The sequence below is a fragment of the Streptomyces sp. NPDC127038 genome (assembly GCF_042725875.1).
In the GTDB taxonomy this organism is placed as follows: domain Bacteria; phylum Actinomycetota; class Actinomycetes; order Streptomycetales; family Streptomycetaceae; genus Streptomyces.
In genome coordinates, this window is sequence record NZ_JBHXDQ010000108.1 from 1 (window position 1) to 20,768 (window position 20,768).

The window sequence follows — 20,768 nt, forward strand, 5'->3', positions numbered from 1 at the left end:
GGGCGGCAGGCCGCCTGCCGCACCCCCTCGTGCCGCCTTGGGGCGGCGTGCGCCGGCACCGGCCCGGAGCACGCCGCCCCCTCCCTTTTTACGGGCGAAATCCCCTCCCCCGGGAATTCCTTCCGGGTGCCCGCGCGGCCGGTTCACGGATTCCGCATTTCCCGGCGGAAAAGACCGGCCGCCGAATACGGAGAACCTCCGGCGGAAGAAGCGGGAAAGAAACACGGAAGAAGTTCGAAGCGCAACCGTTCGAGTGCCGCTCCGGTGCCGCCCCAGCCCGCCGTGCGACGGTTATCGACGGTTATATGCACCGTTCTCAGGAGGCATGATGGCGCATCAGGCCGGTCCGACCGCGGGGCCGCACGGCGGCACGGCGACCACCGTCCCGCAGGCCACGCCGCGGCAGGCACGCGCCGCCGCGTCCGTGCCGCGCCGGGTCCCGGTGCTGACGACCAAGGTGGGCCTCCAGATGCCCGCCAAGATGGCCTACGACGAGTGGGAGCGGGCCGGCCGGCAGCTCGCCGACGTCCTCGACTCGTCCTCCTGGTGGCTGGGCGACTGGATGGTGTACGGCAAGGACCACTACACCGACCGCTACCAGCGCGGGATACGCGCCGCCGGCCTGTCGTACCAGACCCTGCGCAACTACGCCTGGGTCTCACGGCGTTTCGACCACACCCGGCGCCGCCCCGCCCTGAGCTTCCAGCACCACGCCGAACTGGCCTCCATGCAGGTCCCCGACCAGGAACTCTGGCTCGACCGCGCCGAACAGGGGCAGTGGACCACCAAGCAGCTGCGCGGCGCCCTGCGCGCCGCCCGCCAGGGCGAGCAGCAGAGTGCCGCCCCCGCCGAGCCGAGCCGCCGCCTCGAGGTCCCCGGCAGCCGTCTCGAGTGGTGGCACCAGGCCGCGCGGCAGCTGGGCGTCGACTTCGAGCAGTGGGTGACGGCCACCCTGGACAGCGCGGCCGCGACCGCCCTGGAGGCGCCCGGCGCACCGGCCGAGCGCGCCGAGACCGCCGCGCTCAAGGGCGTACAGGGCGGGCAGGGCGTGCAGGGTGTGCAGGGTGTGAAGGCGCTCGCCGGGCAGCGGAGCCTGCCGGTGGCCATCAGCGCCTGAAGCGGCCGGCGCCGAGGCCACCGGTGTCTCACGGCAGCCGGTTCATCAGCCCGGCGACCTCGCGCTTGTACGTGCACCCGCTCTGCCCGAACGACGTCCGGACCCGCTCGCGGACCTCGCCGGGCTGCTCCTGGCTGAGCTTGAACATGCCCTCGGCGCCCGTGACGGTGAGGCGGAAGGCCCCGACGGCGGGCACGATCTCGCGGAAGTAGCCGAGCGAGTCGCTCATGTCCCAGCCGTCGCCGAACTCCCCCTCGAAGGCGCGCACGGTGGACTGCACCACGCCCAGCGTCTCCTCCGTGGAGTCGATCTTCTCCACCACTCCCCTGACGTGCACCGCGGTGAAGTTCCACGTCGGGGCGGCCGGGCTCTTGGCGTACACCGTGGGTGACACGTAGGAGTGCGGGCCGGTGAACGTCAGCAGCAGCACACCGCCCTGCCGCAGCGCCGCCCAGTGCGGGTTGGCCCGGTTCATGTGCCCGAGCAGCGTGGCCCCCTCCAGCCCCCCGCCCGTACCGCCGGACACGTCCGTGCCGCCGGACGCGCCGGGGTCGAAGATGACCGGCAGGTGGGTGGCGAAGGGGCCGTCCTCGGGGCTGCCGTTCGTCACCGCGAGGGCCAGGGGGTTGCCGCGGACCAGATCCGCCATCCAGGAATGATCCGGCTCGCGATAAAAGCTGGGCACGAACATTCGCATTCTCCTTTTCGGAAATTCGCCTGTTCCGAGGATCCCAGCCGACCATACGGCCGTCTCGTCGGCAGGACAATGCTTCCACACGGCGCCGACCTGGAGAAGACCTGAAGGGGTCCTCCAGCGTTCCTCCATTCCCCTTCGCCTCTTTTTCGATCCGCCCTCGATTCCCCTTCGGGCCCCCTTCCGCCCTTCTTCGAGAAATGCCGGAAAAGCATCCCGCTCCCGCGACTCCCGCGACTCCCGCAGCTTCCGCTTTTCCGCGCCCCGCCGCGGGCCATGGCCGACCGCCGCCGGGCCGGCGGCGGCTGTCGGCGGCGCCGGCCGGCGTCCACGGTCGTCGGCCCCAACCGGCCCGGCAGGCAAGGGTTTCCGGTGACGGCGCACCGGTGCCGTCTCCCCCACCAGCGACTCCGCCACCGCTCCAGCGTCACGAGACCGGATCTCAGGATCGGGTTGCCAACATCATGGCAAGGTTTTGCCAAGCCGGAAGGCGCTGTGAGCCGCCGGCTGACTTCCAGACGCATCGGGAGCTTTCACATGGAGACAACGGGCAGGCGGAGCGAAGAGGTCTACGACGTGGTCGGTATCGGGTTCGGCCCGTCCAACCTGTCGCTCGCGATCGCTCTGGAAGAACACGGGGCGAGCACTCCCCGGCATCCGGTCACCGCCCACTTCTTCGAGCGGCAGCCCTCCTTCGGCTGGCACCGCAACATGCTGCTGCCGTCGACGACCATGCAGATCTCGTTCCTCAAGGACCTGGCGACGTACAGGAACCCGCTGTCCCGCTACAGCTTCGTGTCCTACCTGCACGCCTCGAACCGGCTGGTGCAGTTCGTGAACAACCAGGACTTCTTCCCCACCCGCCAGGAGTTCCACCAGTACCTGGAGTGGGCGGCCGCCGATCTGGGCGACCGGGTCACCTACGGCGCCGAGGTCACCTCGATCCGGCCCGCTGCCGAGGCCGGGGCGCCCGGCTCCGACCTCCTTCAGATCGAGGTGCGCGGCGCCGACGGCACCACCCGGGTGGTCGCCGCCCGCAACGTGGTCGTCTCCACCGGCCTGGTGCCGCGCCTGCCCGACGGCGTGACCTCCGACGAACGGGTCTGGCACAGCTCGGAGTTCCTCACCAGGTTCCGCGCGCAGGACCCGAAGGACCTGAAGAACGTGGTCGTGGTCGGGGCCGGCCAGAGCGCCGCCGAGATCACCCGGTTCTTCCACGACGAACTGCCGCACGCCCAGGTCTCCGCGGTCGTCCCCTCCTACGGCTACGCCATCGCCGACGACACGCCCTTCGCCAACCAGGTGTTCGACCCCGGCGCGGTCGACGACCACTACTTCGGCACCGACCGGGCCCGGGACGCCTTCTGGCGCTACCACCGCAACACCAACTACTCGGTGGTCGACTCCGACGTCATCCGCGACCTGTACCGGCGCTCCTACGACGAGCGGGTGCGCGGCACCCAGCGGCTGCACTTCCGCAACCTCACCCGGGTCACCGACGTCAAGCGCGCCGGGAACGAGACACGGGTGAGCCTGCGCTCGCTGCTCGACGACAGCACCGAGGAACTCGCCGTGGACGCGCTGGTGTTCGCCACCGGCTACGACGGCCTGGACCCCGCCCGCCTGCTCGGCGACTTCGACCGGCACTTCCTGCGCGACGCCGAGGGCAGGCACCAGGTGGAGCGCGACTACCGCCTGGTCAGCCACTCGGGGCTGGCCGGCGGGGTCTACCTCCAGGGCGGCACCGAGCACACCCACGGCCTGTCCTCGGCCCTGCTGTCCAACATCGCGGTGCGCAGCGGCGAGATCGCCGACTCGATCGTGCTGCGGCGCACCGAACAGGAGCTGAGCCGCACCTGCCCCGTACGGGCCGCGCGCTCGGCCGCCTGACCCCGGCCGCCCGAACCCGGCCGCCCGGAGCGGCGGCACGCAGCGGCGGCACGGAGCACTGTCCCGTTGACAGGACGTGACCCCGCGGCAGGACACTCGAGGACCCGCGCGCGACGACCGCGGCGCGCGTCACTCGCCGGCCGGCGTTCACCGTCCCAAGAACCCGCATCACAGCCAAGTCCTCTCATGCGGCTTTCCAGCGCATGTCCACCGGTCATGGGGCCCGCCCCGCGGCCGGGGCCCCCACAGAAGGAGTCCCCATGAGCGCCCATTCCCCGGTCGGCGGCCTCGTTCGGCGGGCGAGGGTCCGATGAGCGTCAGCATCCGGCAGGCCCAGGCCAAGGCCCGGTCCCTCGGCGACGCGCTGCCGTGGCTGGCCCGTCACCAGGGCCGGACCGTCGTCGTCAAACTGGGCGGACACGCCATGGTCGACGCGGACCTCACCGCCGCCTTCGCCCGCGACATCGTCTTCCTGCGCTACGCCGGGCTGCGGCCCGTGGTGGTGCACGGAGGAGGCCCCCAGATCGACGCCGAGCTCGAACGGCGCGGCATGAAGCGCGAGTTCGCGGCCGGCCTGCGCGTCACCCCGGCGGAGGCGATGGACGTGGTCCGCATGGTCCTGGCCGGCCGGGTGCAGCGCGAACTGGTCGGGCTGATCAACCGCCACGGCCCGCTGGCCGTCGGGATGACCGGCGAGGACGCGGACACCCTCACCGCGGTGCGGCACGTGCCGTGGATCGACGGGGAGCCCGTCGACGTCGGCAGGGTCGGCGACATCACCGGCGTGGACACCACCACCCTGGACGGCCTGCTGGCGAGCGGCAGGATCCCGGTGGTCTCGCCGCTCGCCCGCAGCGCCGAGGACGGCCTGGTCTACAACGTCAACGCCGACACCGTGGCCGCCGCGCTCGCGACCGCGCTGGGGGCCGAGGCGCTCGTCATGCTGACGGACGTCGCGGGACTGTGCGCGGGCTGGCCGCACCGTGCCGAGGTCATCCCCCGGCTGACCGCCGGCGAGCTGGAGAAGCTCCTGCCGGAACTGAGCGACGGCATGGTGCCCAAGATGACCGGCTGTCTGGAGGCCGTACGCGGCGGGGTGGGCGCGGCCCGGGTGATCGACGGGCGGATCGAGCACTCGGTCCTGCTGGAGATGTTCACCGACGACGGGACCGGGACGGTGATCGTGCCGGACCCGGACGAGGAGGAGGTCCTGCCGTGAACGAGCAGTGGCACCGGCGACAGCAACCGCGACGCCTCACCCCGGCCGCTCCCCCGCCGCGGCCGTCCGGCTCCGGGCAGGCCCCGCAACCGGCGGTCCTCGTGCACGAGTTGGTCGCCGCGGCCGGGACGGACGGGGCGGACGGGGACGAGGCCCGCCGCTGCGCGCGCCGTCTGGCCGCCGCCCTGCCGCCAGGAGCCCGGTCCGTCCTGCTGACCGCCCTGGCCGAGGCGGACCCCTGGCACGACGGCGAGGAGCCGCACGGGTACGAGGCCGGCGGCGGACTCTTCCTCGACGGACCCGAGTACGCGCTGCCCGCCCCGGCCCGCCCCGGCCTCAGCCTCCTGCCGGCCTACCGGGCACCGGCCCCGGACGCCCCGGACGCCCCGGGACCACGGGAGGAACCGGCCGGCGCCGGCGGGACCGGCGAGACCGGCTGGACGGGTGACCGTGAGCCCGGCGACGGACCGGACTGCGGGCCTGGTGACAACGGACCCGGCGACGGACCGGACCACGGGACGGGCGACAGCGGGCCGGGGGGCGGGACCGGTGGCGGGGTGTGGCCCGAGGCGTTCAGCGGGCCGCCCGCCGCCGTGATCCGCCTGCGGTTCGCCGACCCGGTCGCGCTGGAGCGGGCCGGCGCCTGCTTCGCGGGGGCGTACGGCGACCCGGAGACCGGCACCCTCCAGGTGCCCGCGGACGCCGGCGTCGAGACGCTGCGGGCCGTGCTCGCGGCCCTCGACGCGGCGGCGCTCGCGCCCGAGTCGCTCACCGTGCACACGAACGAACTCGACGACGTCCTGGCCGCGTTCACCGGCCTGGGGTGAAACCGCCGCGCACCGCCGCCCGGGGTGCACCGGGCGGCGGGCGGCGGGCGGCGGGCGGCGGCCGCGGTGTCAGCGGCCCGTGTCCTGTTCCCGTACCCGGCGCAGCAGGTCCGCCTGGTCCGCGACGAGCCGGTCGATGCGGGCCTGGAGGCGGGCCGCCTCCGCGGCCAGGTCCGGACGGTGCGAGGACGACACCGCCAGCGTGGGGCAGTGGTTGAGGACCGCGTCCAGGCGGCACCGCAGCGCCGGGCCCGGTTCCACGCCGAGCGTGGCGACCAGACGGCGGCGCGCGCGTTCGTAGACGCCCAGGGCCTCCGACTGCCGGCCGCACCGGTACAGGGCGACCATCAGCAGGTCGTAGAGACGCTCGCGCAGCGGATGGGCGGCGGTGAGCCGTTCCAGGTCGCAGACGGTCTCGGCGTACCGGCCGCAGTTCAGGTTCGCCTCGTACAGGGCTTCCAGGGTGGTCAGGCGCTGTTCCTCCAGGCGGTCGGCCTCGGCCGTGCACAGCGGGCCGTGGCAGCTGTCCTGCAGGGCCTCCCCCTGCCACAGCGCGAGCGCCTGGCCCAGGAGCCGGGCCGCGCCTTGGGGGTCCTGGGGGGCGGTGGCCCGGCCCTGGCCGGACAGGCGGGTGAAGCGGGCCACGTCGGTGGAGGCCCTGCCCAGGCGCAGCCGGTATCCGGTGGGCAGGGTGCTGATCCACTCGTGGCCCCGGGCGGGCAGCAGCCGGCGCAGCCGGGCGACGTGGGTGTGCAGGGCGCTCTGGGCGTTGGCGGGGGGCCGGTCGCCCCACAGTTCCTCCACCAGGCGGTCCACGGACAGCTGCCGGCCCGCGTGGACGACCAGCGCGGCGAGCAGGGCCCGCTGTTTGGGGCCGGCCGGGGCGATGCCGGTCCCGGTCCCCCGGTCGTAGACGACCACCGGGCCGAGCAGCCGGAACTCGGTCGCCGCCTCGATCGCCTCGATCGCCTCGATCGCCTCGATCTCCCCGGCCGCCCCGGTCGGGTCGGTCGGGTCGGTCGGGTCGGTCGGCCTGGTCGGGTCGGTGGTGCGGGCCGTTCCGGGGTGCGGCGGGGCCGGTGCGGCGAGGCCGAGGACGGTCACCGGGTCACCGCGGACGGCGGGCGGGCACCGAGCAGGGCGGCGCGGCTCACGTCGTCCTGGATCTGCCGGGCGACCGCGGGGAGGTGGTCCTGGAAGTAGAAGTGGCCGCCCTCGAACAGGTGCCGGCCCAGGAAGTGTTCGGTGGCCTTCGCCCAGCCGTCCAGGCGGTGCGGGGGTGCCACCTGGTCCCGGGTGCCGCCGAACACCGACAGGGGCACCGGCAGCGGCGCGGTCAGGGGCGGGGTGCGCCAGGTCTCGCTCATGCGCAGGTCGGCGCGGATGGTCGGCTCGAACAGTTCCCACAGCTCGTCGTGGTCCATGACCTCGGAGGGGGTGCCGCCCATCGTGGCCAGTTCGCGGCGCAGTTCCGCGTCGGTCAGCAGGTGCCGGCGCACCGGGTCCCCGTCGGGGTGCAGGGTGCCGCGCGCGGACACGCCGAGCCACAGCGGCGGGGTGCGGCCCAGGTCCAGCAGGCGGCGGGTCAGTTCGTAGGCGACCAGTCCGCCCATGCTGTGTCCGAAGAACGCGTACGGGCCTGTCAGCCGGGTGTCCAGTTCGTGCAGGAAGTGGTCGAGCAGGGCGCCGGCGTCGCCCAGCGCGGGGCGCCGGTCGCGCGGGCCGCGGCCCGGTGCGTCGGGGGCCTGCACGTCCCAGTGGGCCGGGAAGCGGGACGGCCAGTCGCGGTACGCCAGATGCGAACCGCCGGAGTGGTGGAACACGAACAGGCGCAGTGTCGGCTCTTCCGCCTTGTGCATGGGAACTCCATCGACGAGACGCTCCGGCGTACGGTGGCGCCGGCGGGCGGGCGCGGACCGGGCAAGGGCGACGATAGCGGCGCCCGGACCGCGGCGGCGGCGGCCGTGAGCGGGCCTCGAACCGCTCTCGAGTCCTCGTGGACTCCTCCTCGAGCACCGCCGCGCCCGCCCCCGTGCCGGGACCGGCGGACGGGGGCGGGCGCGGGGGCGCGATGGTGCGCGGCGGGTTCAGGCCAGGTCGTCGCGGGTGACCCGGCGGTGCGCGATGCGCCAGTGGCCCGCCGAGCGGACCAGGACGTCCTCCATGACGTACACGTGCAGCGCCCTGGGGCCGCCCCGGCCGGGCGTGGCGTAGGCCAGGGCCGAGCAGCGGGTGTGCAGCGAGCCGTCGGTCTGCGGGCGTACGTCGAGCAGGCCGACCCAGTGGTCGAGGCTGCCGCCGGCGCTGCGGCGGCGGGCCGCGCCGGCCCGCGCGTAGTCCTCCAGCGCGGTGTGCGCCCGTACCGGTGCGGGCCGGGACGGCAGGTGCAGCAGGGCGTCGTCGGTGAAGGTCTCGGCCCAGCGTCCGGTGTCGTGGGTGTCCAGGAGCCGCATCTGGTGGGCGTAGAACCGCTGCGCCTGCGCGTACAGGGTGGCGAACTCCCCTGTGGGCGGGGGGTGTTCGGCGGTGCCCACGAGCTCGACGGTCATGTCTCAAGCCTCCGCTTGCGTCCGCTGGGGTCCGTGTCCTTGGTGCCGGGGTGTGGGGGGTGTTCAGGTGGCGTTCTGCGGCTGGGGCGTGGCCTCGGTGCGGACGGCCGGTGCCGGTTCGGGGGACGGTGCCGGGAGGTTGCGGCGGGCGCGGGCGGTCGCGGGGCCGACGGTCGCCGCGCCGGCGGTGAAGAGGGCGGCCAGGGCGAGCCAGCCCGGGGCGCCGTGGCCGACGACGAGGAAGGTGACGAGGGCGGGGCCGAGGGTGGCCTGGATGACCATGTGCAGGTGGAAGGCGCCGAGGTATTCGCCGCGGGCCCCTTCGGGGGCGAGGCCGAAGCCGAGGCCGAAGCCGCTGGCGGACTGCCACAGTTCGGCGAGGGTGAACAGCAGGACCGCGCCGAGGGTGACCGCGCCGGTGACCCAGGATCCGGTGAGGGTCGCGGCGGCCAGGGCGGCGCAGGCCAGCACGCTGACCGCGCCCGAGCGGCGGGCCGCGCGGACGGCGCCGTCCAGGTTCTCCGAGCCGCGGGCCGCCGCGACCTGGAAGAGGACCACCAGGACGGTGTTGACGGCGAGGATCAGCGGGACCAGGCCGCGCGGCAGGCCGGTGTTGCGGACGATCCACAGCGGTATGCCGGCGAGCAGGACGGCGCTGTGCAGGGCGAGCAGGCTGGAGGAGCCGATGACGCCGAGGAAGGGCAGGTCGCGCAGGACGCGGAAGGCCCTGCCCCCGCCGGCGTCGGTCCGGGCTCCGGCGGCGGGCAGTTTGAGGACCAGGGCGGCCGCGCCCAGGAACGTCAGTCCGTTGCCGAGCGGCAGCAGGGCGAGGGTGTCCCTGCCCAGGGAGATCAGCGCGGCCGCGGTCAGCGCGCCGGCCGAGAAGCCGGCGTTGAACAGGGAGCGCAGGGCGGCGCGCGCGGTGACGCGTTCGCCCTCGGGGACGAGTTCGGCGATCAGAGCGCCGAAGGCCGGTCCGCAGCCGTACTCCAGGGCGCCGATCAGGACGACGACGGGGAAGTAGAGGGCGGGGGTGTGCACGGCCGGGTAGAGGGCGTAGGCGCCGGCCAGGAGGAACAGCAGGACGGCCAGCAGGCGCCGGGCGCCCGCCTTGTCGGTCATCCGGCCGAAGACGAGGCTGGCCACGAAGCCGCTGAGGCCGGCCAGGGAGAGGCCGAGGCCGACGACGGTGGCGGGCAGGCCGGCCACGGTCACGAAGTAGACGGCGGAGCCGGCCATGAACAGGCCGTTGCCGAGGCTGTCGACGAAGTGCAGCGCGCCGAGCGTGCGGGCCGGGCCGCGCAGTGACGAGAACGTGCGCTGGAGGAACGTTTTCACGACGGTGGGTCCCCATCCTCGGGTGGTCCGGGTCGGTGGGGCCGCCCGATCTGGTCCGCGGCCCCTGCGTGGTGCCGGGGTGTTCAGGTGGTGCCGGGCATGTCAGGTGGTGCCGGGTGTGTCCGGCGGCAGGCCCGGCATCGGGGCCGGGGCGACGACCACGCCGGTCAGGGCGGGCGCGGCCAGGTGGGTGGCCGCGGCGCGGGCCACGTCCTCGGCGCCGAGGGCGCGCAGCCGGTCCTCGTAGCGGGCCGGCCAGCTCGCGGGCAGGCCGCCGGCGAGGACGGCGGCGTAGGTGGAGGCCAGTCCGGAGCGGGAGGAGCAGGCCATCGCCATGGAGCCGACGGCGTAGTTCTGGGCGTTGCGCAGTTCCTGTGCGCTGAAGCCGCCGTCCGCCAGGCGCCGGGTCTCCTGGGTGATGAGGGTCAGGGCGCGGGCGGCGCCGTCGTGGCGGACGTCGGCCTCCACGGTGAGCAGGGCGTGGGCGCCCAGCGGGTCAAGGACGGCGCGGGGTGCGTAGGCCAGGCCCTCGCGTTCGCGCAGGACGAGGGTGAGGCGGCTGGCGTAGTAGCCGCCGAGCATGAGCGCGGCCAGTTGCAGGGCCGGGTAGTCGGCGTGGCCGCGGCCGGGCACCAGGCCGCCCAGGCGGAGCAGGGTCTGGGGGGTGGCGGTGTGCAGCAGGGTGCGGCGCGGTCCGGGTGCGGGCGCGGGCACGCCGGCCGTGGGTGCGGGGGTGGTGGTGCGGGGCAGCAGTGCGGTGGCCTGGGCCAGGAGTTCTCCGGCCGGGCCGGGGCCGACGACGACGCTGCGGCGGCGGGCGGGCGGCGCGCTGTGCAGGAGGGTGGCGGTGGCGTCGACGGCGCCGGCCGCGGTGGCGCTCGCGGCGCGGCCGTAGGGGTGGGGGCCGTAGGCGGCGGCGAGGAAGCCGCTGCGGGCGAGGAAGGCGGGCGCGGTTTCGGCGGCGGCCAGCCGGGCCGCGACCCGGCCGGCCGCCTCGCGGACGCGGCGGGTCTCGTGGGGGCGGCCTTCGTCGAGGCAGTCGCGGATGCGGGCGCGGGTGGCGGCGAAGTCGTCGGCGAAGGTGCGCACGGCGACGACGGCCCGGTCGCCGCGTGCCTCCACCCGTACGGTCGCCAGGTCGGCGGCGGCCTCGGTGAGGGCGTCGCGCAGGGCCTCGGCCATCACCTCGACGCGGCTCTGGTGTGCGCCGGGGGTTGGTGCCAGCGGGAACAGCAGCCGGGCTTCGGTGAGGTGGCCGGTGCCGGCGCGCTGGACGGCGACGGCCGTGCCGCGGCCGGTGGTCTGTTCGCTGTGCGCGGGCGCGGTGAACCGCGGGACGGCCGCGGGCGCGGCGGCGTGGGGTGCGGCGGTCTGTGCGGTGGGGTGGGGTGCGGTGGGGGCGGTCATGGTGCGGCTCCTGTCGGGACGGCGGTGACCGCGGTGGGGGCGGGGGCCGTGGGGGCCGGGCGGCTGGTGAGGCGGGCGGCGGGGGCGGTGGCGTGGCGGGCGGCCGCGGCGGCCACCGCGGTGTCGGGCAGCCGCAGCAGGGCGTCCGGCAGGCCGGCCAGGTGGAGCGGGTCGTGGTGGACGGCGGCGCCGACGCACAGCCAGGACGCCTGGCTCATGACGGAGTCCAGTTCGGCGTGCAGGGCCAGGGCGAGCTGTCTGCGGATACGGGCCAGGGGCCCGGCGAGGGGCACGGTGCTGTCGGCGATGCCGGCCAGGACGGAGCGCAGGCAGTGTTCGGCCTCGTCGGGCCCGGTGTCCGCGGGGTGCGGGAAGTCCACGGCGAACAGCGCGTCGCGGGCGACGTCGAAGGGGTTGCCGGTGCGGTGGGCGCGGGCCTTGAACGCGCCCCAGGTGCGCCGGGTGCCCCGGTGGCAGGGGCAGTCGGTGCCCAGGGTCTCCAGCAGTTCGCCGAGCAGCACGGTGGCCAGGTGGGTGTCCGGGTCGGCGGCCGGGTCCGGGGTGCGGAAGCCGATCGCGGTGCGGGCGCCGGTGGCGATCCGTTCGTCGCGCAGGGCGTGGCGCGGGGCGGTGAGCGGGGCCTCGGGGAGGTGGGGGCGGGGCCGGGTGGCGCGGGGCGGCACGGATGCCAGGTGCCGCTCGACCAGGTCGCGGGCGTGTTCGGGGTCGAAGTCGCCGGCGAGGGCGAGGTGGATGTTGCCGGGCGCGTAGGACTCCTGGAAGAAGCGGCCCAGTTCGTCGGGGCCCAGGTCGTGCAGGGCGTCGATGTCGCCGTATCCGTTGTGCCGGTTGTTCCAGCTGTCGTGCAGCAGGGCGGGCAGGTCGAACAGGACCAGTCCGCCGTGCGGGCGCTGCAGCATGTTGCGGCGGATCTCGGCCTGGACGACGGCGATCTGGGCGCTGACGTGGGAGGGGCCGAGGTCGGGGTCGGTGAGCCGGTCGTGCTCGATGCGCAGGCCCAGTTCGAGGGCGCCGGCGGGCAGGATGGCGGTGTACTGGGTGTAGTCGGCGGCGGTGCGCGCGTTGGCGGTGCCGCCGGTGGCGGCGACCGCGTCGGTCAGCGGCCTGCTGCTGGAGGCGCCCTGGGCCAGGACGTGCTCCAGCAGGTGCGCGGCGCCGGCGACCGGTTCGTTGCGGAAACCGGTGCCGACGTGCAGGCAGGTCGCGACGACCTGGCAGCCGGGCAGCGGCTGCAGCAGGACGTTCAGGCCGTTGTCGAGACGCAGGCCGGTCGGCTGCGGGGTCATTCGGGTTCTTCCTCCCACAGGGGTAGGTCGGTGCGCAGGACCGAGTAGAGGACCTGGTCGTGCCAGCGGCCGGAGCGCCACTGGGCGGAGCGCAGGGTGCCCTCGCGGGTGAAGCCGGCCTTTTCCAGGGCGCGTTGCTCGGCGAGGTTGGCGTGGTCGGTGAAGGCCTGGACGCGTTCGGCGCGGGTGTGGGCGAAGAGGTAGCGGGCGATCTGGTGCTGGGCGGCGGTTCCGGTGCCGCGGCCGCGGGCGGCGGGGACCAGAGCGATGGCGATGGTCCAGCAGGAGGAGGTGGCGGGGCGGCCCCAGGCGGAGGCGAACCACTCGACGCGGCCCACCGTCTCGCCGGCCGCGGTGATGGTGAGCATGCCGCCGTCGGGGCCCAGGAGCCGGTCCTCGGCGAAGCGGTCGCGCAGCCGGTGGGCGGAGGTGAATCCGAACCACTGGAAGGGGCCGGTGCCGTCCTGGGTGGTGAACTCCCTCTCGAAGAGGTCGAGATCGCCGGGGACGACGGGTCGCAGGGCTACTTCGCCGCTCATGTGATGGGCTCCTTGGCCGCCGGTTGGGTGTGTGCCGCGCCGAGGTCTCCGGCGGGCACGGGGCCCTCAGCATCCACCACGTCCCGCCAGCCGGGCGGGGGAATTCCGCGGCTCAGGTCGCGGTGTGCGGCCAGCCAGGTGCAGGCGAAGCGGACCAGGTCGCGCAGGGGGACGGCCCGGCAGCGGGCGCCGCCGACACGGGTGTCGGCGAGGGGGGCGCCGGAGGTTTCGTAGGCGGCGCCGAGGGCGTCGAAGTCGCCTTCCCACAGCAGGAGTTCGGGTACGTGGCGCCAGTGGCTGCCGCCGTGTCCGTCGGGTTCGGGCACGGCCCACAGGCCGGCGCGCCGGCCGGGGTAGGCGGTGGCGTACTCGGCGAGGTGCAGGGCGGTGGCCTTCTGCCAGGGGGCGCCGAGCAGCAGGACGAGGGCGTCGAGGTCCCAGAGCCGGCCCAGTGGTCCGTGGGCGGCGAGCCGCCAGGCGGCGGGGTGTTCGCGTACGACGGTCTCGGCGTGGGGGCCCTGGGCGGCGAAGGAGACGTGGGGGTGGGTGGAGCGCAGGGTGCCCGGCTGGGTGCGCAGCAGTTCGGGCAGGACGCCCATGGTGCGGGCGGCCGGGGTGCGGCGGGGGTCGAAGGGGGGCATCTGGGCGGCGGTGCGCGCCTCGGCGGCGGCGCGGGCGAGGTCGGGTGCGCGCCAGGTGTGCGGATGGCACAGCTGGGGGGTGAAGGCGGGCATGACGAGGGTGCCGTGGGGGCCGAGGGCGTCGCGCAGGGCGAGCAGGACGGTGTGGGCTCCGCCGACGACGTAGCCGAAGGAGCTGAGGGAGGTGTGGGCGATGACGGTGGTGCCGGGGCGGACCCCGAGGGCGGCGAGGCCGTCGGCGATCGCGGTACGGGTGAGGACGTGACGGTCCGTCATGATGCGTCCCCCGCGGGGGTGTCGGTGTTCTCGGGGGCGGGTCGGCCGGGGTCCGTGGGGCGGCCGGGCGGCAGGTGACGGTTCGTCATGGCGTGCTCTCCGCCCTGATGTCGGTGCTCTTGGGGGCGGGTCGGCCGGGGCCTGCGGGGCGGCCGGGCGGCTGGTGGCGGCCTGTCATGGTGTGGTCTTCGCCCGGGGTGTCGGTGTGCTTGGGGGCGAGTTCGTCGGTGACGGCCGACAGGACCCAGCGGTACCAGGCGCGGATGTTCCCGGGCCGGCTCAGAGGGTGGGCCTCGGAGCGGAAGAAGGCGACCTCGCTGCGTACGCCCTGGCGGGCGAGGGCGCGGTGGGTGCGCAGGGTCTCGGTGGGCGGGACGAGGCCGTCCTGGAGTCCGTGCGAGAGCAGCACGCGGGTGCCGGGGCGTACGGGGCGGGGGGCAAGGCTGTTGATCTGGTAGAGGGGGCGCCATTCGGTGGGGTCGCCGAACTCGCGGATCCACTGCCAGCCCACGTCGCTGCCCTCGGCGACCTGGGTGAGGTCCAGGGGGGCGGCGTGGGCGACGACGAGGTCGGGGTTGAGGGAGTCGGCGGTGGTCAGGGCGAGGTAGCCGCCGAAGCTGCCGCCCATGAGCGCCAGGGGTGAGTCGAGGAGTCCTTCGGCGGCGCGGACGGCCTCGGCCTGGGCGGCGGCGCTGGCGGCGATGCCGCCGCGCCACTGGCGCCAGCCGGTGCGGACGGCGTCGGGGTAGCCGAGGCTGAGCGGGGGTTCGACGAGGACGACGGCCAGTCCGCAGGCGACGAACGGCCACGGGTTCCACCGCCAGGACCATTCGCTCCAGTTCTGGAAGGGGCCGCCGTGGTAGAGGACGACGGTGGCGTGGGGGGTGCCGTGGTGGGGCAGGCACACCCAGCTGGCGAGGTCGCCGTCGCTGCCGGGCAGGCGCTGGCGCCGGTACTGGAGGCGGCCGGGCAGCGGGGGTGTCGGGGCGGAGACGACGTGTTCGTCCGGCGGGCCGGGGTGCAGGGCGGTGATCCGCAGGGCGGGCGGGGTGTCGGGGGCGGAGGCCAGGACGGCGGCGCGGCCGTCATAAACGCGGGTGTGCGTCACCGAGGCCGGGATGGGCACGGGCCGCCAGGTGGCGTCGTCGAGGTCGTGGACGTACAGGCCGCGGCGGGGCCCGGATTCGGCGGTGCACACCAGCCGGCGGGGGCCGTCCCAGCCGGCCGGGCGCTGCCACAGGCCGTTCTCGGCGGGCAGCAGCAGCGGCGGGTCGAGCTGTTCGCCGACGAGGCAGGCGAACTGGGCGATGGGGGTGTTGTCGTGGCGGGGTGTGGTGCCCAGGTAGGCGACCTGGCCGCCGGGGCCCGGTACGGGGTAGCAGAGGTCGACGGTGTCGGAGAAGAGGGTGCGGGTGGTGTCGCCGTGGTCGACGGCCAGGGCGAGCAGGCCGAAGTTGCGTACGCCGTGGCGGTGGTGGCGCAGGGCGCCCAGGAACAGGGTGGCTTCGCTCGCCCAGGCGGCCTCGCCGGACAGGGCGAGGTCGGCGGGGATGTGGGGGGTGAGCAGGCGGGGGCCGGTGCCGTCCAGGGGGACGAGGTGGACCTGCCATTCCTTCTGGGGCTGTTTGGCGTAGCTGAGGGTCATGTCGGAGCCCTGGGCCCAGACGGCGTCGGAGCCGGCCAGGAGTCCTTCGGGGTGTTCGCCGGGTCCGCCGAAGGTGCTGGTGGTCACGGCGATCTGGCCGCCGCCGGGGCGGGGGGCGAGCGCGCCGACGCGTCCGGGGGTGGTGAGCAGGAGCTGTCCGGGGCCGCCGTCGGCGGGCCGCAGTTCCACCAGGGTGCGTCCCTCGGCGCGGCGCACGCAGACGTAGCCGCCGGGCACGGGCAGGGCCTGGGTGGCCCAGGGCAGGGTCCAGCCGGCTTGCCAGGTGCCGTCGGGGCGGCGTGTGTAGTGCACCAGGTGCTGCTGTTCGGCGCCGTGCCGGGTGGGCACGTCGACGCGCAGCAGCAGCCCGTCGCCGCCGTAGGCGGCGACCTCTTTCGGGCGGGGTTCGGTGCTGTACGCCTCGGCCAGGGCCAGGCCCCGGGCGAGACCCTGGGCGATGTCCTGGCCGGGGCCCTGGCCGGGGTTCTGGCCGATGTCCTGGCCGGGGCCCTGGGTGGGGTCTTGGGTGGTGAGGGGGGTGGTGGGGGGCGGGGTGGGGGTCATCGGGCCGCCGCCGGGGCCCGGAGCAGCCGGGCGATCAGGGCCAGGTCGAAGGCGCCGGCCAGCCGGGCGGCCTCCGCGGTGTCGCGAAAGCCGCGTTCCAGTGCGCACAGCCGGTAGTCGTGGTCGGATCCGGCCTGCCACAACTGCCTGAGCAGGGTGTGGCGTTGGGCGGTGGGCAGGGTGTGTGCGGCGGGGGGCAGGAGCAGTCTGAGGCAGCGCTGTTCCAGTTCGTCCAGGGTGCTGCCGGCGACGGCCTCGGCGGGCAGGTCCTGGTAGACGAGGCGGCCGGGCGGCAGGCGGAAGGTGCGGGCCAGGAGGCGTTCGTCGGCGGTCCAGTGGGCGGTGGCCTCGGTGCCGCGGGCGAGGCGGGCGTAGGGGCGGGTGGCCGGGGCGAATCCGGCGGCGCTGAGCAGCCGGCCGGCGGGGCCGGTGCGGCCGGTGGTGGCGGCGGCCAGGCGCAGGGCGTAGGCGCGGTGGCGTTCGGGGAAGTCGACGGCGAAGAGCTGGAGACAGGCCAGGGCGAGGCGGGCGCCGACGGTGGAGCCGGGTTTGAGCGGCCGGTGTTCGAAGTCCCATTCCCTGCCGTAGGAGCTGGTCCACACCTCGGCGGCGCCCACGGAGGGGGCGGCCGGTTCGGGGACGGGGCAGGCGGCCAGGGTGTCCAGGGCGTGGCGGGCGTCGCGGCTCTTGATGTCACCGTGGTCCTCGAGGTGGTCCAGGAGCAGTTGCACGGCGTCGCGGTCGGGTCCGGCGGCGTGGCGCAGCGCGGTGGCGGAGCGTTCGGTGAAGTGCAGGCGGGCGGCGGCCCCTTCGAGGCGGGCGGCCTGGCCGGGGTCCAGTTCTCCCGCGCGCAGCAGTTCGTCCAGGGCGTGGCGCACGCAGACCATGGCCTCGGTCAGGCGGCGGGCGCCTGCGCTGTCGTCGGCGTGGAGCACGGCGACGTCCGCGTCGGCGCTCAGGCGTCCGGCGTGGGCCTCGCGGTAGACGTGGCCCAGGCCCTGCATGCCGAAGCCGGCGAGTTCGGCGGCGCGCAGCGCGCCGAGGCTGGCGGTGCCGGCGACGTGCACGCCGCGGGCGAGCTGGGCGAGGATCTCCTTGTGCCGGATGGGTGCGAAGTGCTGGTAGACGCCGTCGATGATCAGTACCTGGTCGCCGGGGCGCAGGCACAGGTCGAAGAGGTCGCCGTGGCGGACGGGCGGCCGGTAGGCGAAGCCGTTGGCGGGCCGGAGGTGTGCGGGCAGGGTCGGGCCGACGAAGGCGATGCGACGGGGGGTCACACGAAGCTCCTGCTGGCGAGGGACTGCGGGCGGGGGTGCTGGAGGGAGAGCCCGAGTCCCGGTGCGAAGACCTGGACGACGGCGGGCCACGGGCGGCCGGCCGGGGTGAGGTCGACGGCGATGACGGGCCGGCCGGTGGTGCGGTGCACGGTGGTGACGAGGTCGTCCAGCGTCTCGTCGAGGGAGGCGGGCGGCCGGGTGGTGGTGGGCATCGGTTCGGTGTGCGCCGGGGTGGGGCGGAGCCGGTCGGGTGGGGCGCCCAGGCGGCGGAAGGTCCATTCGGGGATGTCGTCGCGGCCGCCGCTGATGGTGGAGCCGCGGCTCTGGACGGCTTCGAGCAGGGCGCGTTCGGCGGCGACGGCGGGGTCGGTGTGGCAGCCGGAGCCGGCGAAGATCTGCCACATCTCCGGCTGGGTGAGCCAGCAGGTGTAGGTCCAGGTGCCGGGGACGGAGGGGATGCGTTCCAGGGCGACGTCGGCGCCGGCGGCGCGGATCCGGGCCAGGACCGTGCCGAGCCGTTCGCCCACGGTGTCCGGGTCGGTGGCGACGGCGTCGTCGGGGCGCAGGCGGGCCAGGGCGTCGCGTTCGACGGTCTCCAGGAGTGCGTGGAGGGTGGCTTCGACGTGGTCGTTGCCGGAGGCCAGGCCGTTGGTGGTGGTGACGAAGGTGGGGGGCTGCCAGCGGGCGGCGGCCCAGCCGCGCAGTCCGACGGCGGCGGTGGGGATCAGGCCCGGTGTGCCGGCGGCCAGGTCCCAGCCGCTGGTCCATTCCAGGACGCTGCGGTCGTCGACCAGGGAGACGGGGTGCAGGGCCAGTTCGTCGACGCCGTAGCCGGGGGCCAGGGCGCGGGCGGTGCCGTGGGCGACGCCGGCGGGGCGGGCCTGTTCGGCGACGGCGACCTCGAGGGACTCCATGACCGCGGAGATGCGGGCGGCGGTGTGGGTGAGGCCTTTGCCGGCGCTGGCGACCAGGGTGGCGGCGGCGGGCCGGATCGCCGTCCACACCGGGACGTCGAGGATGTCCAGGCCGGTCAGGTCGGCGACGCGGGTGATGCCGCGGGCGGCGAGCTGCGGCTCGAGGCGGGCCCAGGTGGTGTCGAGGCCGGTGGTGCGCAGGGTGCCCTCGGTGACGGCCGCGGGTCCCCCGCCGCTCATCCAGGGTGCGCGGCGCGGTGCCCGCGGCCCGCTCACCGGTGTTCCCTGCGCAGGGTGACGGCGGCCCGCGTCGCGGCGTCCTCGTCGGCGTGGGCGAGGTGGTCGAGCAGGGCCTGGCGCAGCAGTTCGGTGCGGTGGGCCAGGGAGTGCCGGTGGTGGCTGTCGTGCAGGTCCGTGAAGGCCTGGGTGCCGAGGAAGCCGGCGAGGAACACCTCGGCGAGGTTCTGCGCGGTGGGCTCCTCCACGGTGACGGCGATGTGGATGGAGTTGCCCTCGCGGGCGGTGGCGTAGTGCGGGGTGCCGTGCGGCATGTACATCACGTCGCCGGGGCGCAGGGTCAGCTCGATGCGGCGGTCGTCGGGGATGGCGCCCTCGTGCAGGACGGAGTCGCTGGTGGAGGTGTCGTCGACGCGGCCGACCACCCAGTCCTTGACGCCGGCGACCTGGAGGATGAAGACGTGTGCGCCGTCCATGTGGGCCTGCATCGCGGTCTTGCCGGGCGGGCTGAGGAAGACGAAGGACTCCAGTCCGCCGCTGAAGTGGGGTTCGAGGGCCTTGACCAGGGTGCGGATGCGCGGGTGCCAGTGCTCGGCCTGGTTGAACTTGAAGGTGGCGCCGTTCGCGAAGTCCTCGCGGATGCGCTCGGGTTCGATGAAGCCGGGCAGTTCGTGGCCGACGACGTGGCGCTTGCGGGTCATGTCGCTGATCGCGGTGCGCACGCCCTCGTTGAAGATGGTGAAGTACGGGCGGGACAGCAGTCCGCAGTCGACCTCGTCCCACATCTCCTGCTCGGTGATGAGCAGGCTCAGGTCGCTGTGCGCGCGCAGGACGACGGGCTGGTGGGCCCAGTGGTCGCGGAAGAACGCGCCGATGTCGCCGACCAGGTGTTCCAGCCGGTCCGGCACGACACCCTCGTGGCCGTGGGCGGTGCCGCCGTGGGCGGTGTCCTGTGCGGCGGCCCGCGGGGGCGCGGCGGCCTCGCGGATCCTGGTGGTGGTGGTGGACATCAGCCGATCGCCTCCCGCATCGTCTCGAGCGCGGTGCGCGCCCAGTGGTCGCCGTCCAGCGTCCGGGCCCGTTCGGTCAGGGCCGAGCGGACCTCTGCGGTACGGGCCGGGAGCGGGCGGGTGTGGAAGTGGTGGACGAGGTTGTGCTCGTCGTCGAGGAAGCGCCGCAGGAGCGCGTCGACGAGGTCCTCCGGGGTCGGTTCGGTGAGGGTGAACGTCAGGTGGAGGGAGTCGCCGCCGCGGGCGACGGCGTCGTGCGGCCAGCCGTGCGGCAGGTAGAGCACGTCGCCGGGTTCGAGGGTGAAGACGTGGGTGGGGCGGGCGGCGTCGACGTCCAGGCCCGCCGAGGCGCCGACCTGGTCCGGTTCGGCGTACAGGTGCCACTCCTTGCGGCCTTCGAGCTGGATGACGAGCACGTGCGCGGCGTCCCGGTGGGGAAGCATGCCGCGGGACTCCTGGGGCGTGTAAAAGACGTAGGAGTTGACGGCCACGGGCAGGAGTTCCTCCAGCTGCCGCGCGATGGCGCGGGTGGGCCGGTGCCAGTCCCCGATCTGGTTGAGCTTGAGGGAGGCGCCGTCCGCCATGTGGCGGGCGACGGCCCGCGGGTCGGCGAATCCGGCCGCCTTGTGGCCGATCACGTCCCGTTTCGTCGTGTACGAGGACACGGTGGGCACCTCACCGTGCTTGAGCAGGGTGAAGTAGGGCCACTTGAGGAGGCTGGCGTCGAGCATGCGGCGGACGGTGTCGGAGGTGAGCAGGGCCGTGGGGTCCAGGGCCTGCTTCTCGACGCGGTGCGTGATGCCCCAGGAGGTGTCGCCGAGGAGCCTGCCGGTCAGGGCGGCGGGCAGAGGAGTGGCTGCGGTCATGCGGGTGCCAACCTTTCCGGTCCGGGGCGGCCTGGGAGCGGATCCGCTCCCAGGCGGCCACCTGCTGGTGCGGCTCAGGCCTCGTTGATCTGGCTGAGGACGGTCATGGGGGCGTCGGCGGCCTCCTCGTTGTTGCTGAGGACGGCGGCCTTCTCCGGGTCGAGGACGCCCTCGCCCGCGAGACGGGACTCGGCCGGCGAAGCGACGGCGTCGGTCTCGTTGAGGGACTGGAATACGTCGCGCAGAGCCATACGAACCTCCTTTGAGGCCACTGCCGATCAGTGACCGCATCTGGAGGGAACACGAGCGGACTCGGAATCCACCTGGAACCCCCTCGCGCCCGGCTCGAACAGCCGCCCCCGCCCGGCCGGGACATGAGAGGGCCCGGGAGGGGTGTCCTCTCTCGGGTCACCTGTCGCGTACCGGGGCGGGGAAAGTTCAGCCCCTCCGG

The 20,768-nt window shown here is 74.7% G+C and carries 19 protein-coding genes; 4 read left to right on the top strand and 15 right to left on the bottom strand.

Annotation, left to right across the window (positions count from 1 at the left end; all coding sequences use genetic code 11):
* Positions 1 to 325 precede the first annotated feature (325 nt).
* Positions 326 to 1,117, top strand: coding sequence for an LmbU family transcriptional regulator (locus ACFWI4_RS39720; RefSeq protein WP_387206367.1), 792 nt, complete (start codon positions 326 to 328; stop codon positions 1,115 to 1,117).
* A gap of 28 nt (positions 1,118 to 1,145) precedes the next feature.
* On the opposite strand, the gene ACFWI4_RS39725 is transcribed toward ACFWI4_RS39720, so the two are convergent.
* Positions 1,146 to 1,814, bottom strand: a complete 669-nt coding sequence (locus ACFWI4_RS39725; RefSeq protein ID WP_387206369.1) for an FMN-binding negative transcriptional regulator — start codon at positions 1,812 to 1,814, stop codon at positions 1,146 to 1,148.
* A gap of 534 nt (positions 1,815 to 2,348) precedes the next feature.
* Here ACFWI4_RS39725 and ACFWI4_RS39730 point away from each other — a divergent pair.
* The 3 genes from ACFWI4_RS39730 (at position 2,349) to ACFWI4_RS39740 (ending at position 5,747) form a co-directional block, all read left to right on the top strand.
* Positions 2,349 to 3,701 carry a lysine N(6)-hydroxylase/L-ornithine N(5)-oxygenase family protein gene (locus ACFWI4_RS39730; RefSeq protein ID WP_385392217.1) on the top strand — a complete coding sequence of 451 codons (1,353 nt, stop codon included), beginning with the start codon at positions 2,349 to 2,351 and terminating at the stop codon, positions 3,699 to 3,701.
* Between the two features lie 310 nt (positions 3,702 to 4,011).
* The gene (argB, locus tag ACFWI4_RS39735) at positions 4,012 to 4,920 is read left to right on the top strand and encodes an acetylglutamate kinase (RefSeq protein ID WP_387206371.1); all 909 of its coding nucleotides are present in this window, start codon (positions 4,012 to 4,014) and stop codon (positions 4,918 to 4,920) included.
* The gene (locus ACFWI4_RS39740) at positions 4,917 to 5,747 is read left to right on the top strand and encodes a hypothetical protein (RefSeq protein ID WP_387206373.1); all 831 of its coding nucleotides are present in this window, start codon (positions 4,917 to 4,919) and stop codon (positions 5,745 to 5,747) included. The genes argB and ACFWI4_RS39740 overlap by 4 nt, the downstream gene beginning before the upstream one ends.
* Before the next feature lie 69 nt (positions 5,748 to 5,816).
* Here ACFWI4_RS39740 and ACFWI4_RS39745 read toward each other — a convergent pair whose 3' ends face one another.
* From ACFWI4_RS39745 to ACFWI4_RS39810, 14 genes are all read right to left on the bottom strand, one after another.
* Complete coding sequence (locus ACFWI4_RS39745) at positions 5,817 to 6,851, bottom strand: BTAD domain-containing putative transcriptional regulator (protein WP_387206375.1); 1,035 nt, start codon at positions 6,849 to 6,851, stop codon at positions 5,817 to 5,819.
* The gene (locus tag ACFWI4_RS39750) at positions 6,848 to 7,606 is read right to left on the bottom strand and encodes a thioesterase II family protein (protein ID WP_385392207.1); all 759 of its coding nucleotides are present in this window, start codon (positions 7,604 to 7,606) and stop codon (positions 6,848 to 6,850) included. The genes ACFWI4_RS39745 and ACFWI4_RS39750 overlap by 4 nt, the downstream gene beginning before the upstream one ends.
* A gap of 228 nt (positions 7,607 to 7,834) precedes the next feature.
* Positions 7,835 to 8,296, bottom strand: coding sequence for a nuclear transport factor 2 family protein (locus tag ACFWI4_RS39755; RefSeq protein ID WP_387206377.1), 462 nt, complete (start codon positions 8,294 to 8,296; stop codon positions 7,835 to 7,837).
* 63 nt (positions 8,297 to 8,359) lie between these two features.
* The gene (locus ACFWI4_RS39760) at positions 8,360 to 9,634 is read right to left on the bottom strand and encodes an MFS transporter (protein ID WP_387206379.1); all 1,275 of its coding nucleotides are present in this window, start codon (positions 9,632 to 9,634) and stop codon (positions 8,360 to 8,362) included.
* Positions 9,635 to 9,736: 102 nt separating this feature from the next.
* On the bottom strand, positions 9,737 to 11,041 hold the full coding sequence (locus ACFWI4_RS39765) for a M16 family metallopeptidase (protein WP_387206381.1): 1,305 nt from the start codon (positions 11,039 to 11,041) through the stop codon (positions 9,737 to 9,739).
* Positions 11,038 to 12,348: a M16 family metallopeptidase gene (locus ACFWI4_RS39770; protein WP_387206383.1), complete on the bottom strand. Its 1,311-nt coding sequence runs from the start codon at positions 12,346 to 12,348 to the stop codon at positions 11,038 to 11,040. Before ACFWI4_RS39770 ends, ACFWI4_RS39765 begins: the two co-directional genes overlap by 4 nt.
* Positions 12,345 to 12,887: a GNAT family N-acetyltransferase gene (locus tag ACFWI4_RS39775; RefSeq protein WP_387206385.1), complete on the bottom strand. Its 543-nt coding sequence runs from the start codon at positions 12,885 to 12,887 to the stop codon at positions 12,345 to 12,347. The genes ACFWI4_RS39770 and ACFWI4_RS39775 overlap by 4 nt, the downstream gene beginning before the upstream one ends.
* On the bottom strand, positions 12,884 to 13,804 hold the full coding sequence (locus ACFWI4_RS39780) for an aminoglycoside N(3)-acetyltransferase (RefSeq protein WP_387206387.1): 921 nt from the start codon (positions 13,802 to 13,804) through the stop codon (positions 12,884 to 12,886). The genes ACFWI4_RS39775 and ACFWI4_RS39780 overlap by 4 nt, the downstream gene beginning before the upstream one ends.
* Before the next feature lie 85 nt (positions 13,805 to 13,889).
* Positions 13,890 to 16,013, bottom strand: a complete 2,124-nt coding sequence (locus ACFWI4_RS39785; protein ID WP_387206389.1) for a prolyl oligopeptidase family serine peptidase — start codon at positions 16,011 to 16,013, stop codon at positions 13,890 to 13,892.
* Positions 16,010 to 17,290: a TfuA-like protein gene (locus ACFWI4_RS39790; protein ID WP_387206390.1), complete on the bottom strand. Its 1,281-nt coding sequence runs from the start codon at positions 17,288 to 17,290 to the stop codon at positions 16,010 to 16,012. Before ACFWI4_RS39790 ends, ACFWI4_RS39785 begins: the two co-directional genes overlap by 4 nt.
* Entirely contained in the window at positions 17,287 to 18,480 is a 1,194-nt protein-coding gene (locus tag ACFWI4_RS39795; RefSeq protein WP_387206392.1) for a YcaO-like family protein, read from the bottom strand. The genes ACFWI4_RS39790 and ACFWI4_RS39795 overlap by 4 nt, the downstream gene beginning before the upstream one ends.
* Complete coding sequence (locus ACFWI4_RS39800) at positions 18,477 to 19,451, bottom strand: JmjC domain-containing protein (RefSeq protein WP_387206394.1); 975 nt, start codon at positions 19,449 to 19,451, stop codon at positions 18,477 to 18,479. The genes ACFWI4_RS39795 and ACFWI4_RS39800 overlap by 4 nt, the downstream gene beginning before the upstream one ends.
* Positions 19,451 to 20,317, bottom strand: a complete 867-nt coding sequence (locus ACFWI4_RS39805; protein WP_387206396.1) for a JmjC domain-containing protein — start codon at positions 20,315 to 20,317, stop codon at positions 19,451 to 19,453. Before ACFWI4_RS39805 ends, ACFWI4_RS39800 begins: the two co-directional genes overlap by 1 nt.
* Positions 20,318 to 20,391: 74 nt before the next feature.
* On the bottom strand, positions 20,392 to 20,568 hold the full coding sequence (locus tag ACFWI4_RS39810; protein WP_355985458.1) for a hypothetical protein: 177 nt from the start codon (positions 20,566 to 20,568) through the stop codon (positions 20,392 to 20,394).
* Positions 20,569 to 20,768 lie beyond the last annotated feature (200 nt).

Excerpts from the sequence above, each read along its gene's own strand:
- argB (WP_387206371.1), top strand. The coding sequence starts at position 4,012 with ATGAGCGTCAGCATCCGGCAGGCCCAGGCCAAGGCCCGGTCCCTCGGC.
- ACFWI4_RS39770 (WP_387206383.1), bottom strand. The coding sequence starts at position 12,348 with ATGACCCCGCAGCCGACCGGCCTGCGTCTCGACAACGGCCTGAACGTC.
- ACFWI4_RS39800 (WP_387206394.1), bottom strand. The coding sequence starts at position 19,451 with ATGTCCACCACCACCACCAGGATCCGCGAGGCCGCCGCGCCCCCGCGG.
- ACFWI4_RS39780 (WP_387206387.1), bottom strand. The coding sequence starts at position 13,804 with ATGACGGACCGTCACGTCCTCACCCGTACCGCGATCGCCGACGGCCTC.
- ACFWI4_RS39750 (WP_385392207.1), bottom strand. The coding sequence starts at position 7,606 with ATGCACAAGGCGGAAGAGCCGACACTGCGCCTGTTCGTGTTCCACCAC.
- ACFWI4_RS39755 (WP_387206377.1), bottom strand. The coding sequence starts at position 8,296 with ATGACCGTCGAGCTCGTGGGCACCGCCGAACACCCCCCGCCCACAGGG.
- ACFWI4_RS39775 (WP_387206385.1), bottom strand. The coding sequence starts at position 12,887 with ATGAGCGGCGAAGTAGCCCTGCGACCCGTCGTCCCCGGCGATCTCGAC.
- ACFWI4_RS39765 (WP_387206381.1), bottom strand. The coding sequence starts at position 11,041 with ATGACCGCCCCCACCGCACCCCACCCCACCGCACAGACCGCCGCACCC.
- ACFWI4_RS39720 (WP_387206367.1), top strand. The coding sequence starts at position 326 with ATGATGGCGCATCAGGCCGGTCCGACCGCGGGGCCGCACGGCGGCACG.
- ACFWI4_RS39785 (WP_387206389.1), bottom strand. The coding sequence starts at position 16,013 with ATGACCCCCACCCCGCCCCCCACCACCCCCCTCACCACCCAAGACCCC.
- ACFWI4_RS39810 (WP_355985458.1), bottom strand. The coding sequence starts at position 20,568 with ATGGCTCTGCGCGACGTATTCCAGTCCCTCAACGAGACCGACGCCGTC.
- ACFWI4_RS39805 (WP_387206396.1), bottom strand. The coding sequence starts at position 20,317 with ATGACCGCAGCCACTCCTCTGCCCGCCGCCCTGACCGGCAGGCTCCTC.
- ACFWI4_RS39725 (WP_387206369.1), bottom strand. The coding sequence starts at position 1,814 with ATGCGAATGTTCGTGCCCAGCTTTTATCGCGAGCCGGATCATTCCTGG.
- ACFWI4_RS39730 (WP_385392217.1), top strand. The coding sequence starts at position 2,349 with ATGGAGACAACGGGCAGGCGGAGCGAAGAGGTCTACGACGTGGTCGGT.